The 14,797-nt window shown below is 49.7% G+C and carries 12 protein-coding genes and 1 pseudogene; 8 read left to right on the forward strand and 5 right to left on the reverse strand.

The genetic code is table 11. The features are described from left to right. Window positions 1-455 (reverse strand): annotated as a pseudogene (locus IE064_RS15595) (IS110 family transposase); the annotation flags it as partial. 38 nt (window positions 456-493) lie between these two features. Continuing rightward, window positions 494-2,632, reverse strand: a complete 2,139-nt coding sequence (locus IE064_RS15600; RefSeq protein WP_189618671.1) for a M3 family metallopeptidase — start codon at window positions 2,630-2,632, stop codon at window positions 494-496. Between the two features lie 226 nt (window positions 2,633-2,858). On the opposite strand from IE064_RS15600, the gene IE064_RS15605 reads away from it, so the two are divergent. Next, window positions 2,859-3,437 carry a thymidine kinase gene (locus IE064_RS15605; RefSeq protein ID WP_189618672.1) on the forward strand — a complete coding sequence of 193 codons (579 nt, stop codon included), beginning with the start codon at window positions 2,859-2,861 and terminating at the stop codon, window positions 3,435-3,437. A 46-nt stretch (window positions 3,438-3,483) separates the two neighbouring features. Here the strand turns inward: IE064_RS15605 and IE064_RS15610 are convergent, their stop codons facing one another. Together IE064_RS15610 and IE064_RS15615 are read right to left on the reverse strand one after the other, a co-directional pair. Next, on the reverse strand, window positions 3,484-4,596 hold the full coding sequence (locus tag IE064_RS15610; protein ID WP_373295282.1) for an FUSC family protein: 1,113 nt from the start codon (window positions 4,594-4,596) through the stop codon (window positions 3,484-3,486). A 257-nt stretch (window positions 4,597-4,853) separates the two neighbouring features. Next, on the reverse strand, window positions 4,854-6,257 hold the full coding sequence (locus IE064_RS15615; protein ID WP_189618674.1) for a M20/M25/M40 family metallo-hydrolase: 1,404 nt from the start codon (window positions 6,255-6,257) through the stop codon (window positions 4,854-4,856). 135 nt (window positions 6,258-6,392) lie between these two features. Here IE064_RS15615 and IE064_RS15620 point away from each other — a divergent pair, with 135 nt between their 5' ends. Continuing rightward, window positions 6,393-6,689: an ArsR/SmtB family transcription factor gene (locus tag IE064_RS15620; protein WP_133038617.1), complete on the forward strand. Its 297-nt coding sequence runs from the start codon at window positions 6,393-6,395 to the stop codon at window positions 6,687-6,689. Window positions 6,690-6,949: 260 nt separating this feature from the next. Here IE064_RS15620 and rpsT read toward each other — a convergent pair whose 3' ends face one another. After that, on the reverse strand, window positions 6,950-7,216 hold the full coding sequence (rpsT, locus tag IE064_RS15625) for a 30S ribosomal protein S20 (RefSeq protein WP_133038616.1): 267 nt from the start codon (window positions 7,214-7,216) through the stop codon (window positions 6,950-6,952). Window positions 7,217-7,471: 255 nt separating this feature from the next. On the opposite strand from rpsT, the gene murJ reads away from it, so the two are divergent. From murJ to ispH, 6 genes are read left to right on the forward strand one after another with little or no spacing between them, the layout of a single operon-like run. Further along, the gene (gene murJ, locus IE064_RS15630) at window positions 7,472-9,034 is read left to right on the forward strand and encodes a murein biosynthesis integral membrane protein MurJ (protein ID WP_189618675.1); all 1,563 of its coding nucleotides are present in this window, start codon (window positions 7,472-7,474) and stop codon (window positions 9,032-9,034) included. A gap of 58 nt (window positions 9,035-9,092) precedes the next feature. Next, window positions 9,093-10,028, forward strand: coding sequence for a bifunctional riboflavin kinase/FAD synthetase (ribF, locus tag IE064_RS15635; RefSeq protein WP_189618676.1), 936 nt, complete (start codon window positions 9,093-9,095; stop codon window positions 10,026-10,028). 30 nt (window positions 10,029-10,058) lie between these two features. Next, on the forward strand, window positions 10,059-12,878 hold the full coding sequence (gene ileS / locus IE064_RS15640) for an isoleucine--tRNA ligase (RefSeq protein ID WP_189618677.1): 2,820 nt from the start codon (window positions 10,059-10,061) through the stop codon (window positions 12,876-12,878). An 8-nt stretch (window positions 12,879-12,886) separates the two neighbouring features. Then, window positions 12,887-13,399 carry a signal peptidase II gene (gene lspA / locus IE064_RS15645; protein ID WP_133038612.1) on the forward strand — a complete coding sequence of 171 codons (513 nt, stop codon included), beginning with the start codon at window positions 12,887-12,889 and terminating at the stop codon, window positions 13,397-13,399. Between the two features lie 2 nt (window positions 13,400-13,401). Then, on the forward strand, window positions 13,402-13,833 hold the full coding sequence (fkpB, locus tag IE064_RS15650; protein WP_133038628.1) for an FKBP-type peptidyl-prolyl cis-trans isomerase: 432 nt from the start codon (window positions 13,402-13,404) through the stop codon (window positions 13,831-13,833). Then, entirely contained in the window at window positions 13,826-14,785 is a 960-nt protein-coding gene (gene ispH / locus IE064_RS15655) for a 4-hydroxy-3-methylbut-2-enyl diphosphate reductase (protein WP_268244780.1), read from the forward strand. The genes fkpB and ispH overlap by 8 nt, the downstream gene beginning before the upstream one ends. Window positions 14,786-14,797: the final 12 nt, after the last annotated feature.

The raw sequence follows: 14,797 nt of genomic DNA on the forward strand, positions 1-14,797 counted from the left end.
ATGAGTGGCGCGGGGAGTTTTCCGGCATGTTCGGCCAACCACTGGAATAAGCGCTTCATGACGCTATGGCCCCTTGGTAGACTGACACCAAACTCCAGTAACAGTGCGCCAATGCGTGACATACAGGGAGTGCGCTCTTTGATATAGCCTTGTCGCACGCGATGAACAGCTGACATCATCTGTGCCGCTTCTGTTTTGACCGCGACAAAGCGCATCGATGGCCGCGGTGCTGCTTCAGCAATGGCATCGGCGTCAATAAAGTCGTTCTTGTTGCCTTTGACGTAGGGTTTTACATACTGCGGTGGAATGAGTTTGACTTGATGGCCGAACTGCTGACAAAGCCGTCCAAGCCAATGTGCACCACCACAGGCCTCAAAGGCGATGGTTGTGGGGGGAAGTTGTTGCAGAAAAACAATGAGTTGTTTACGGGAAAACTTCTTACGGACAACCGNGCGGCTGATGCTGCGCTTTTTTTGTGTTGCCGATGGTACAGTTACATCAATCCTCGGCGTTTCAGCAGCCCTTCGGTTGTTGGTTGCTGCCCACGGAAGTTCTCATAGGCTTCCATGGGGGCTACGCTGTTACCTACTTCCCGGATTGCTTTGCGGAATTTCATGCCGATATCACGGCTAAGTCCACCCTGTGTTTGCACGTAGGCAAAAGCATCTGCTGCCAGAATTTCACTCCACATGTAAGCGTAATAACTGGCGCTATAACCGCCTGGAAACGCGTGAGCAAAGTAACTGGAGCGATAACGTGGTGGCACTGCCGCCAGATCCACCCCATGTTTTGCCAACGCTTGAGCTTCAAATTGTGCAACGTTTTGCAGCGGTGCGTCAGCGCTCAGACTGTGCCATTCCAAATCCAATAATGCTGCAGACATGTACTCGAGCGTATCAAAGCCCATATTGAAACTACGGGAGCGCAACAGCTTGTCTAGCATATCCGCAGGCAGCGGTTCGCCCGTCTGATAATGTTTCGCGTAATTGGCGAGTACTTTGGGATGACCCGCCCAGTCTTCTTCAAAGGTTGACGGAAATTCAACAAAGTCTCTTGAAACCGCAGTGCCGGAAAGGCTTGGATAGTTGACCTTGGAAAACATGCCGTGGGTACCATGTCCCAGTTCGTGGAACATGGTGGTCACTTGGTCATAGCTAACAAAAGTGGGCTCGCCATCTGGGGCTTTCTGGATATTCATCACATTGACGACCACAGGTTTTTGTCCCAGCAGGCCGCTTTGGCGTACGAAGGAACTCATCCAGGCCCCGCCTCGTTTACCTTCGCGGGCAAAATAATCACCATAGAATATCGCCAGACTGCTGCCATCGGCATCAAACACTTCCCAGGCTTTAACATCTGGATGGTAGACCGGCAGATCTGGTCGCGGCTTAAAGGTAACGCCGTAGAGTTGATTCAAGGTGTAGAACACCCCATCTTGTAGCACGCGATTGAACTCAAAATAGGGTTTGAGGCTATTTTCATCCAGATCATATTGTTGCTGGCGTACTTTTTCGGCGTAGTAGGCCCAATCCCAAGGTTGCAGCGTGAAGTCACCGCCGGTTTGGGTGATCATCGCCTGAATGGCATCAGCTTCTTTTTGGGTATTGGCTACCACCGCCGGGACCATAGAGCCGAACATGTCAAACACGGCTTGTGGGGTTTTCGCCATCTGTGGTGCTAAACGGTAGCTGGCCCAGTTATCGAAACCGAGCAGTTTTGCCTTTTCTGCTCTCAACTGAGCTAAGCGCGCCACCAGTGATACTGTTTCGTCTTCGCCACTTAAACCACGGTTAGCGGAGGCTTGCCAGATTTTCTGCCGCAATTCGCGATTATGCAGCTGTGCCAGTACCGGCTGACGGGTAGTGTTAGTGATGTTAAGCAGATATTGACCGTCATGCCCGGCGTCTTTAGCCGCTTTGGCGGCATTACGGATGGTTGAATCAGAAAGACCGTCAAGCTGAGCGACGTCGTCCACAATAACGGCGCTGGCTTTGGTGAGTCTTAATAATCGTTGCTGAAACTCGTTAGTCAGCTTTGATTGTTCTTCATTAAGCGCCCGGATTTGTGCTTTCTGGGTTTCATCTAGCTGTGCGCCGGCAAGCACAAAACGTTGGTGGTAGACTTCAATCAGGCGGACTTGTTCGGGCGTCAGCGTTAACTGATGACGCTGCTGATACAAGGTGTTAATGCGCGCGAACAGTTGTGGATTCAGATTGATATTGTCAGTGTGTGCCGCCATTTTTGGGGCCATTTCGCTTTGAATACGGCGGATTTCTGGGTTGCTGTTAGAACTGCTGAGGTTATAAAACACGGCAGATGCGCGGTCCAACAGTGCCCCAGATTTTTCCAGCGCGACAATGGTATTTTCAAAGGTGGGCGGTGCCGATTGCATGGCGATGGCTTGCACTTCTTTATCGTGGGCTAGAATGCCAGCCTCTAATGCCGGTTGGAAATGTTCGGTGCGGATCTGACTGAAATCTGGTGCCTGATATTGCAGTTGGCTGGCGCTGAAGAGGGGGGTTTGCTGTACAGCTTCGGCCGCAACTGTTGCTTGTGGCTGTTTGTCGGTACTGGCACAACCTGCCAGTAACAGCGCTTGCCCTAAGGCGATTGCTAAAAGAGTTTTTCGCATCTTGTCTTTTCCGTTGTCGTTAAGCTGATGAACGCTGCACGCTAACAACGGCGAATTAATCCAAACTGAATCAGGTTCGAACAGTCTGGTAAAAAGGCGGTAAAATTGTAACAAATTGATTGCATTAGAGATGAGCTACCGCTCTGGGGCTGAGTGCAGTCACCACTGATTTTTATCAGCAAACGCGGTAAGATAGCGGGCATTAACAACTGCGGGAGCGCCGGTCTTGGCTCAGCTTTACTTTTATTATTCGGCAATGAACGCCGGAAAATCTACCTCGTTACTACAATCTTCTTATAACTACCGGGAACGGGGCATGAATACGTTGGTGATGACGCCAGCCATCGATGACCGTTTTGGCGTTGGTAAAGTGGCTTCTCGTATCGGGCTGGAAAGCGAAGCACTGATATTTCATGGTGATGATGATCTGGTACAGATCATCAATGATGCCCATCAGCAACAGTTTCTGCACTGTGTGCTGGTGGATGAATCGCAATTTCTCAGTAAAGCGCAGGTCAAGCAGCTCGCCTATGTGGTGGATAAACTGGATATTCCGGTATTGTGTTACGGATTACGTACAGACTTTCAAGGCGAGCTCTTCAGCGGCAGTCAGTATCTGCTGGCGTGGGCGGATAAGTTGGTAGAGCTGAAAACCATCTGTTTCTGCGGACGTAAAGCCAACATGGTGATCCGTCGTGACAGCGAAGGTAAGCCGGTACGCGAAGGCGCCCAGGTAGCAATCGGTGGCAATGAAAACTACGAATCTGTATGCCGTAAGCATTTCCGTGAACTGATCTGGGACTGAATTTGGCGCAAGACAAGTCGCTGTTTAATGCGACTTGTCAGCGGGATTATTCGGCCATCGCTTTATTCATAAATTGTTGTTTATTATAGGCCTGTTCCAATTTGTCCAGTTCCTGATTTATTGCCAACAGCGCTAACGCCAGTTGGTAGAGCAGCCAGCCATAACCGTTTTGGGTAAAGTGCTGGAGGTCAGTTTGTTCGCTATCAGAACTAGGCGCTAATTGTTGCTCAACCAACAACTGTTGTTGCAATCGTTGTTCGAGCTCCAACGGCAATAGCGGGCGGTCGTGACGTTTGCCATTCACGTAATCCGTTAGGGCTGCGAAGTCTTGCTGCAAACGTTGGGCTATCTGCTGCATGCGACCGTAAGCGTTGTTTTCTTCTTCACGCCAGTGGGTCATCAGCAGCAGTTCCAGTAATGTGATAACTCGGACCTGTTCGTTGGCTAATTCCGTCAGCAGTTGCGGATGTTTCTTGAGCGTCTGGCTTTCCCATTCCAGCGAGAAAAAGAGTTTCTTCTGTGCCAGTACCGCCTTCATAGCGTTTTCCAGCTTTAGGCGTTCAACGGGGAGTTCGACATCGTCATGCGTTTGCAGATGATTGGCTAACACCTCAGCCATTAACGAAAAAGATTTGCCTAATTGTGCCCGCCAATCCTGTTTGGCTTTGATTGGTAACACAAAGAGTGATACCAGCATTGCAATAAGACACCCCATCAGAATATTGGCACTGCGCCATAGCGCTTCTGAAGTGTCGTGATTGGCGTCACCAATCACGATGATCATGGTAAATCCGGTCACCAGATAAGCATAGCTGTAGCGGCCAGCGTTAAGCAGTACCACGACACAAACACCGAAAATCAGCAGGCCCATCAGACTCCAGTAGTTATCCATTGCGATTACCAGAAACACACCATAAGCGGAGCCGATGAGCGTACCAATTGCACGTTGCAGTGACTTTTCGATCGCCCCACCTACTTGTGGCAGCCCCATCATAATGATCACAATGGTGACCATCGCCCAGATAAAGTGGGGCACAGGCCATAGCCAGTTAAATAGCGCCACAATGAATAACGCTAAGGCAATTTTCAGGGTGTGGATAATACGGGCGTTTCGGTAAATGAAACTGGCAAAAATACCGGGTTTATCAAATATGGGGATCATCAGTTCTGATTTGAAACTTATGTAACTAAAGTGAATTATCTCAGAGAACGGCTTTTTTCTCGCTTATTGTCAGCTTTAAAAACTGAAAAATGCGACGCTGGTGGTGAGTTTACACGACTAATAGTGATGGTTATCACAAAAGGTGGCGGAGATCGCCAATAAGCGGCGGATTATTCACCAGCCTGGCCTCGCGCAAACATAAAAAGAACGCAGGAGCGGCAGTGATGTTTGCCGCTCCTAATATAGGCTAGGTATTACTGAGCTTGCGGCAGAGGCCGCAATTGCAGTGTAGATTGTGCCATCTGATAGGCAAATGTGGCATAAACCGCTACGTTTTGCGCCAGTGCTGCCGGGTCAATCTTATCTAGTGTGTCATTGGGAGTATGATGGTAATCAAAATAATCACTACCATCCTGGCGTAGCGAAGCAACCGGTACGCCTTCAGTTGGTAACAGTGAGACTTCAGAGCCACCACGTGCACCATTATTGCCCTGTGCCACATTGAGCGCTGCCAGTCCGGACAAATGCTGCCAAACAGCGCTTAGCGCTGTTTCGTTGACGCAGACATCAGCGCGATAAATACGCCCCGCACCAAAGTCTGATTCCGCTGCAATATAGTGTTTGGCCATTTCATTGGCGTGCTGGGCAACATACGCTTTGCCGCCTAACAGACCTATCTCCTCTGCGGCAAACAGCACAACACGAATCGTGCGGGCCGGGCGTTGCGGCAGATCTCCTATCATTTTGGCTGCTGCAGTGACAATGGCAACACCAGCCGCATCGTCTATTGCGCCAGTGCCTTCATCCCAAGAGTCAAGGTGGGCACCAAGCAAGACGATTTCGTCAGGCTTGCTGCTACCGGTAAACTCACCAATCACGTTGTAGGTTGTGGTGTCGCCCAGACTCTTGGGCGACATGTTCAACGACAATGTGACTTCTTGTCCTCTACGTAACATGGCATCCAGTTGGTTGGCATCTGGATTGGTCAGTGCCGCTGCTGGGATGCGGGGTACATCCTCTTGATAATGCATCAGGCCAGTGTGTGCCATGCGGTCATGATCTGTCCCAATCGAACGGATGAGCACAGCCACTGCCCCTTTACGAGCTGCTGCTACTGCCCCATTGACTCTGCCGCCAACACTTTTTCCGTAGCCGCTGCCGTCTTGATGACGTTCAGTTTTTTGGTCAATAAAGACGATTTTGTCTTTTACCTGTGCGGCATCTGCGGCAGTTAGTGCGGCGAGAGTGTCAAAACGTACCACTTTTGCCTGTAATCCTGCTGGCGGCGTGGCCACACTGCCTCCGAGCGCAGAGATCACGAGTTTCTGCGGAAAAGGCGCGACCACATTGGCGCTGGCCTCGCCACGTTGCCACACCGGCACCATAACGGGTTCTCGGTAAACTTTATCAAATCCTAATGATTTCAATTTGGCTTCAGCCCAGTCCACCGCTAGCGCATTTTCGGCGCTGCCAGCAAGTCTAGGACCGACTTCTACTGTTAGTGACTCGGCAATTTTATAAGCCAGATCAGATTTCAGAGCATTGTTCTGTAATTCACTGACAACTGCTTGATTTGTATGCTCTGTTGCCGCAACTAACGGTACTAAAAGATTACTCAGCAGCAGTGTACTGAAGAATAGTAGGGTAGGCTTTTTCATCACTTTCCTTCTTTTTTATAACGTGTGTCCCATTTTTAAAAACAATCTAACAAAAAATGTGCTTTGCGTCCCGACTATGTGCCTTAGCCGCGGCTATATTAGGGTCGGAATTTATTAAAGGAGAGTGGGCTCGTTATGAATATAGAATTAATGCAGCAGCGAGCAGACCAAGCAGTGGTATTGCTGAAGGCACTTGCTAACGAGAGACGATTATTTATTCTGTGCTATCTCTTGAATGAGGGAGAGATGTGCGTTGGTGATATGAATAAAAAACTCGGCTTGAGTCAGTCGGCATTGTCGCAACATCTGGCTTGGCTGCGTAAAGATAATTTGGTGGCTACCCGTAAAGAAGCGCAGACAGTTTATTACTCCCTGAAAAGTGACGAAGTCAAAGAGATGATCCGTTTGATCGATAATATTTATTGTCATTAATGCGGACTGACTTTCAGATGTAATTGACAGATTTTTGGCTGGTAACTGGCAGTTCCCCCGAGGCACTATCTGGGAGAGCGATGTAGCGGCAGAATAGCCAGCCAAACGCTGTGGTTTCGACGTGTTTTTCTTTTGCTCTTTTAACTGACTTCACCCTCTCCCTGCCTGCAAAAACGCGCTTTTTGAGCCCATTAGCTATGTTTAGGTAAATTACGGACAATAAAAAACCGGCTTTCGCCGGTTTTTTTCATAAGAGCCAATTAAGCAGCCAGTGCTTTGATACGGGCGTTCAAACGAGTCTTATGACGAGCAGCCTTGTTCTTGTGGATCAGGCCTTTAGTAGCCATGCGATCAAGGATAGGCTGTGCTGTCGCAAATGCTTCAACAGCGGCTTTATGGTCACCGGCGCGGATAGCGGCGATAACTTTCTTAACATAAGTGCGCATCATAGAGCGACGGCTTGCATTGTGTTGACGACGCTTTTCAGACTGAAGCGCGCGTTTCTTTGCAGTCTTGCTGTTAGCCAAGGTGCAACTCCTAAAAACTGGGAATTATGACTTTTAAAGGCCGAGGAGGATGCCCGTTTTTCACCTTTTTGTCAACGACAATGATGGAATATCCGCCACAAAAGCAAATATTTCCTAGGCGATTTGGCTTTCCTCAACCCAACTCGTGTAAGATGGGGCGCATTCTAACAGCAATTGCCGCTATGTGACAGGGTCCAGATGGAAAATTTGCGTATGGTCCCGTTTGCCTGTCAATGGCTTTCCGGGGAAGTTTGATTGAGCAAAAAACTGGTGCGTTCGGGTCTAATTGTCAGTGTGATGACCTTGATTTCGCGTGTCCTAGGGTTAGTTCGGGACGTTGTCGTGGCCAACCTGATGGGGGCTGGTGTAAGCGCAGATGTTTTCTTCTTTGCCAATAAAATTCCGAACTTCCTGCGGCGTCTTTTTGCCGAAGGGGCTTTTGCTCAAGCATTTGTCCCAGTCTTGACCGAATATCAGGAAACCGAGTCTGATGATGCGGTGCGGCATTTATTGTCCAAGGTAGCGGGTACCCTCGGGATATTGGTCACCATAGTGACGTTTATCGGGATTCTGGCCTCGCCAGTACTGACTGCCTTATTTGGCGCAGGTTGGTTTGTGGCCTGGCTGAATCATGAGCCCGATGGTACTAAGTTTGAACTGGCATCCCTGATGCTGAAAATTACCTTTCCTTACCTGTGGTTTATTACCTTTACCGCACTGTCTGGCTCCATATTGAACACTCGCGGGCGTTTCGCGGTATCTGCGTTTACTCCAGTATTTTTGAATGTCGCTATCATCGCTGCCGCCATATGGCTAAGCCCGCAGTTGCAACGGCCTGAGATTGGGCTGGCTTGGGGCGTGTTTGCTGGTGGGGTGATTCAGTTTCTGTTTCAGATCCCGTTTCTGTGGCGCGAGCGCGCCCTGGTGAAGCCCTCTTGGGGCTGGCATGAACCGGGAGTGGTGAAGATTAGAAAATTGATGCTGCCGGCGTTGTTTGGCGTTTCAGTGTCACAAATTAACTTGCTATTAGATACCTTTATCGCCAGCTTTTTGATGACCGGCTCCATCAGTTGGTTGTATTACTCTGACAGATTGCTGGAGTTTCCGCTGGGGCTGTTTGGAATTGCCATCGCTACTGTTATCTTGCCTACCTTGTCGCGCAAGCATGTGAATGCTGAAAGCTCGGAGTTTGGACAGACAATGGACTGGGGCGTTCGCGCCATCATTTTACTCGGCGCTCCCGCGATGGCTGGGTTGATTGTGTTGGCTAAACCCATGTTAATGGTGCTGTTTATGCGTGGGGCTTTCGATATGGAAGATGTGAATATGGCCTCAGCATCGCTCATTGCCTATGGCACCGGTCTGCTTAGTTTCATGCTGATCAAAGTGTTGGCTCCTGGCTATTATGCGCGTCAGGATACCAAAACACCGGTGAAAATTGGCATTATCGCGATGCTAAGCAACATGGTATTCAACATTATTCTGGCTTTTCCGTTCAGTTATGTCGGGCTGGCCATTGCCACTTCTATGTCGGCATTGTTAAACGCCAGCCTGCTGTATCGTGGATTACATCTGGCTGGTGTTTACCGCGTCAGTCGCAATACGTTGCTATTTATTGCTAAGGTGCTGGTAGCGGTCACGTTGATGGTGCTGTTGCTAGTATGGATGTCTCCCATCATGAACGATTGGTTGCATTGGTCAATTCATCAGCGGATCTGGCATCTGTTGCGCCTGATATTCGCTGGAGCTGGCTTATATCTGCTGGTAATTCTGTTACTTGGCGGACGAGTATGGCGTAAACCGACGCTCAAGGGCTGATTATATACAGCGGCTGGTATATAATCCGCCAATTTCCCTGTGCGCAGTTATTTGATTCATGGAACTGATTCGCGGAATACATAATATTCAAACCCGTCATCGAGGTTGTGTACTGACCATAGGTAATTTTGATGGGGTACATCGTGGGCATGCTGAGGTCATCGCTAATCTGGTTAAGAAAGCCAGACAATTGGAGCTGCCTGCAACATTAATGACTTTTGAGCCGCAGCCACAAGAGCTGTTTGCTGGTCAGAATGCGCCGGCAAGAATTAGTTTGTTACGCGACAAGATAGCCTTGTTAGCTGAGCTTGGCGTTGACCGCTTGTTATGTGTGCGGTTTGACAAAAAGTTTGCTCAGTTACCACCGGAACAGTTTATTGAATCATTGCTAGTGGATAAGCTCGGTGTACGTTATCTGGTGGTGGGCGACGATTTCTGCTTTGGACAACAACGTCGTGGTAATTTCGACATGTTAAAGCAGGCGGGTGAGCAACATGGGTTTGCCGTAGTCAATACTGACAGCTTTCTTGTGGGTGATCAACGCGTTAGCTCTACCATGGTACGTGACGCACTAGCCAAAGGTAACCTGGAATTGACTAGGCGTTTGCTGGGTCATCCATTTACGCTGTCAGGCCGGGTTGTCCATGGTCAACAGCTTGGACGCACACTGGGATTTCCCACCGCCAATATTGCATTGAAACGGCAGGTTGTACCGGTACGCGGCGTGTTTGCCGTTAGATTGTCTTGGCCTGGAAGTACACCGTTTGATGGGGTGGCGAATGTTGGCTTTCGTCCAACAGTGAAAGGCCAGAACTGTTTGCTGGAGGTTAATTTATTTGATTTTTCCGGCGATCTCTATGGGCAACGGGTAGAAGTGGAATTGGTGGCGAAAATTCGTGATGAAAAACCGTTCCACTCACTGGATGCTCTGCAAAAACAGATTATGAATGATGCTGACAAGGTCAAGGCTTTGCTTAGCAATGACGCAGGCTGAGTCATCAGTCAAATATATGGTAAAGGATCAATGAGCGACTATAAATCAACTTTGAATCTGCCGGAAACCGAGTTTCCGATGCGTGGTAACCTGGCAAATCGGGAACCTGAGATGCTGCAGCGCTGGAACGACGACCAGTTGTATCAGCAGATCCGCAACAGCCGTAGTGGCCGTGACATGTTTATTCTGCACGATGGCCCTCCATACGCGAACGGTGAAATTCATATTGGTCACTCACTGAATAAAATTATTAAAGACATCATTGTAAAATCTAAGACCATGTCTGGCTTTGATGCACCCTACGTTCCAGGGTGGGACTGCCATGGTCTGCCGATTGAGCTGAAAGTTGAACAGAAAGTCGGTAAACCTGGACAAAAGATTTCCGCTGCTGAATTTCGTGAGCATTGTCGAAAGTATGCGATGAGCCAAGTCGAGATCCAGCGTGAAGGGTTTATTCGTTTAGGTGTCTTAGGGGATTGGTACAATCCTTACCTCACCATGAACTTTGATACGGAAGCCAACATCGTCCGTTCGCTGGCCAAAGTTATAAGCAATGGTCATCTGCAAAAAGGCGTAAAACCCGTGCACTGGTGTACCGATTGTGGCTCGGCATTGGCTGAAGCGGAAGTGGAATACGAAGACCGTACGTCACCTGCAATTGATGTGGCATTTGTTGCTGCTGAACCGGAAAAAATTGCCGTTGCCTTTGGTGTCGGCGCCGTAACCGCGCCTGCCATGGTGATCTGGACCACGACACCTTGGACCATGCCGGCTAACCGCGCCTTGTGTGTCAGTCCAGAGCTGGATTATGTGCTGGTGGAAGCTGAACTAGAACAAGGCAAGAGAACGCTGGTACTGGCTGAAGCGTTGTATGAAGAGTGTCTACAACGTTATGGTGCCACAGCCACCCAAGTACTGGGACGTTGCAAAGGTGAGGCGCTAGAGCTGATCCGCTTCCAGCATCCGTTTTATGATTTTACCGTGCCAGTGGTACTGGGTGACCACGTTACTACTGATTCGGGTACTGGTATCGTTCACACCGCGCCTGGACACGGTCAAGATGACTTTGTGGTGGGTCAAAAATATGGTTTGGAAGTCGCCAATCCGGTAGGTGATAACGGCGTCTATAAAGATGACACCCCGTTGTTTGCCGGCAAGCATGTGTTCAAAGCCAATGATGACGTGGTTGCTGTATTGAAGGAACGCGGCGCGTTGCTGCATTATCAGGCCTATCGTCACAGCTATCCGCATTGCTGGCGCCACAAGACACCGATTATTTTCCGAGCTACACCGCAATGGTTTATCTCTATGGATAACAAAGGGTTGCGTCGTGATGCGTTGAAGGAAATCGAACAGACGCAATGGATCCCTGACTGGGGTGAAGGGCGTATTGAAAAAATGGTCGCTAACCGCCCTGACTGGTGTATTTCCCGCCAGCGTACTTGGGGCGTGCCGATCACCTTGTTTGTCCATAAAGATACCGATGAATTGCATCCAGACAGTGTTGCTCTGATGGAAAAAGTAGCTGAACGTATTGAACAGCAGGGCATTCAGGCGTGGTGGGATTTAGATATCGAAGAGTTGCTGGGGAGCGATGCTGACAACTATCGCAAAGTCACTGACACGCTGGATGTGTGGTATGACTCAGGCTCAACTTTCGCTACCGTTGTTGCTACTCGTCCAGAGTTTCGTGGTCAGAGCGCTGATCTTTACATGGAAGGCTCCGATCAACACCGTGGCTGGTTTATGTCGTCGCTGATGCTGTCTACTGCCATGAATGGCAAAGCGCCTTACAAGCAGGTGTTGACCCATGGCTTTACCGTGGATGCCAAAGGTCGCAAGATGTCCAAGTCCCTTGGTAACGTGATTCCTCCGCAACAGGTGATCAATAAGCTAGGTGCTGACATTCTGCGTTTGTGGGTGGCGTCGACCGATTACAGCGGTGAAATGACCGTATCCGAGGAAGTGTTTAAACGTAGTTCGGATGCTTACCGCCGTATCCGTAATACTGCCCGTTTCCTGTTGGCGAATTTGAATGGTTTCAACCCAGAAACGGATACCATCGCCATTGAACAGATGGTGGCATTGGATCGCTGGGTGGTGCGCCGTGCCGCCGCATTGCAGCAAGAGTTACTGGAAGCCTACAACAGTTATAGCTTCCATATCGTAGTGCAGAAGCTGATGCAGTTCTGTTCCGTGGAATTGGGTAGTTTCTATCTGGATATCATCAAGGATCGTCAGTACACCGCGAAAAGTGATGGTCATGCCCGCCGTAGCTGCCAGTCAGCACTGTTCCTGATTGCTGAAGCCATGGTGCGCTGGATTGCGCCAATTCTGAGCTTTACTGCTGATGAAATCTGGCAGTTAATGCCGGGCAAACGTGACACTTATGTGTTTACCCAAGAATGGTATGACGGGTTGCAATCAGTCACTGTGGAAAATGATCTCAGCGATGATTATTGGCAACAATTGCTGCAAGTGCGTGATGAAGTGAATAAAGCGCTAGAGCAGGGGCGTCGCGATCAATTGATCGGTGGTGCCTTAGAAGCAGAAGTTACTCTGTACGCTGATGATGCTTTGGCAAATGCCTTGGCAACGATTGGAGATGAACTACGTTTTGTGCTTCTGACCTCTAAAGCCACTGTGCAGCCGTTGGCACAAGCACCTGATAACGCAACCGCTACTGAAATGTCAGCGTTGAAACTGCAGGTTGTTAAAGCCACGGCTGAGAAATGTGAACGTTGTTGGCACCACCGTGAAGATGTTGGCGTTAATCCGGCGCATCCGCATCTGTGTGGTCGTTGTGTCACTAACATTGAGGGAGAAGGCGAACAGCGTTTGTTCGCTTAAGGTGCCGTATGCCTGCTAACTGGAAACAGAGCGGCCTGCGCTGGTATTGGATAGTGGTGTTGGCCTTTGTGGCTGACCAGCTATCCAAACAGTGGATTCTGGCCAATTTTGATTTGTATGAATCGGTAAAACTGTTGCCGATTTTCAATCTGACTTACGTGCGTAACTACGGCGCGGCGTTCAGTTTTTTGCATGATGCTGGTGGCTGGCAACGTTGGATGTTCACGCTTGTAGCGGTTGGCTTCAGCGTGGTGTTGACTATCTGGTTACGGCGTTTGCCTGCAGAAAAGCGGCTGTTGTCGGTTGCCTATACCTTAGTGATTGGTGGCGCGCTGGGTAATCTGGTCGATCGTCTGGTGCATGGCTTTGTGGTGGATTTCCTGGATTTTTACTGGAACACCAGCCACTATCCGGCATTTAATATTGCCGACTCCGCCATATGTGTTGGGGCAGTGTTGATTGTGTGGGAGGCGTTTTTTGGTGATAAAACTGATCAGCAGCCCGCCAGTAGTAAGGAATAATGATGTCTGAGACCCGTTCTCTGTTGTGCCATATGGCGATCTTACTGGACGATGGTTCCACTGCTGAAAATACCCGAGCCAGTAATAAACCGGTGCGGCTGAATATTGGCGATAGCAGCTTGAGTCCGGCATTTGAGGCGGCATTAACTGGGCTCCACAGCGGTGACAAACACAGTTTTACGCTGCCGGCCGCTGATGCATTTGGCGAGGTAAACCCAGATAACATCTATTATCTGGATCGTACCCGTTTCCCGGCTGATATGGTGTTGGAGCCAGGTGTTATTGTCGGGTTTGCTGGTGCCAATGGTGCTGAAATCCCGGGGATAGTCCGTGAGGTAGCCGGTGATTCTGTGACCGTTGATATGAATCATCCGTTGGCGGGACAGACGCTGACATTCCAACTGGAAGTGTTGCAGGAGCTTGATGATGAGTGATAACACACAGGCTCAGCCGCAACTGAGCATTCTACTGGCCAATCCTCGTGGTTTTTGTGCCGGGGTTGACCGAGCCATCAGCATTGTAGAACGGGCGCTGGAACTGTTTTCGCCACCAATCTATGTGCGCCATGAAGTAGTGCATAACCGCTATGTTGTTGAAGACTTAAAACGCCGCGGCGCCGTGTTTGTGGATGAACTCGAACAAGTACCAGATAACAGTATCGTCATCTTTAGTGCTCATGGGGTGTCTCAGGCGGTCCGCGCAGAAGCCAAGCTGCGTGGTTTAAAAGTTTTCGATGCTACCTGCCCGTTAGTGACCAAGGTACATCTGCAGGTGACGCGTGCCAGCCGCAAAGGCGTGGAATGTATTCTGGTGGGCCACGCCGGGCATCCAGAAGTGGAAGGCACCATGGGACAGTACGATAATCCCGACGGTGGCGTATATCTGGTTGAGTCTTTGGAAGATGTAGCGCAGCTACAGGTGAAAAATCCACAGAATCTCTGTTTTGTCACCCAAACCACTTTGTCCGTTGATGACACCATGGATATTATTGCCGCTTTGCAGCAGCGTTTCCCCTGTATTGAAGGGCCCCGTAAGGATGATATCTGTTACGCCACGCAAAATCGTCAGGATGCTGTGCGTAAAATTGCGTCGGATGTGGAGTTGCTGATCGTTGTTGGGTCGCGTAACAGCTCCAACTCCAACCGGTTGCGGGAGTTGGCGGAGAAATCGGGTACTCGGGCTTATTTACTGGACAATGCCGATGATATCGATGCTACTTGGTTTAATGGTGTAGGCAAGGTGGCGGTAACTGCGGGTGCATCGGCTCCAGAAGTGTTGGTGCAACAAGTGGTGGAAGCTATTGCTACCCTCGCACCAAGCGTGGTGACTGAGGTAGAAGGCCGTCAGGAAGATACCGTATTTGCTGTGCCAGCGGAGCTACGTTGACGGATATTGTGC

It is taken from the genome of Shewanella fodinae (assembly GCF_014651955.1).
In the GTDB taxonomy this organism is placed as follows: Bacteria; Pseudomonadota; Gammaproteobacteria; order Enterobacterales; family Shewanellaceae; genus Shewanella; species Shewanella fodinae.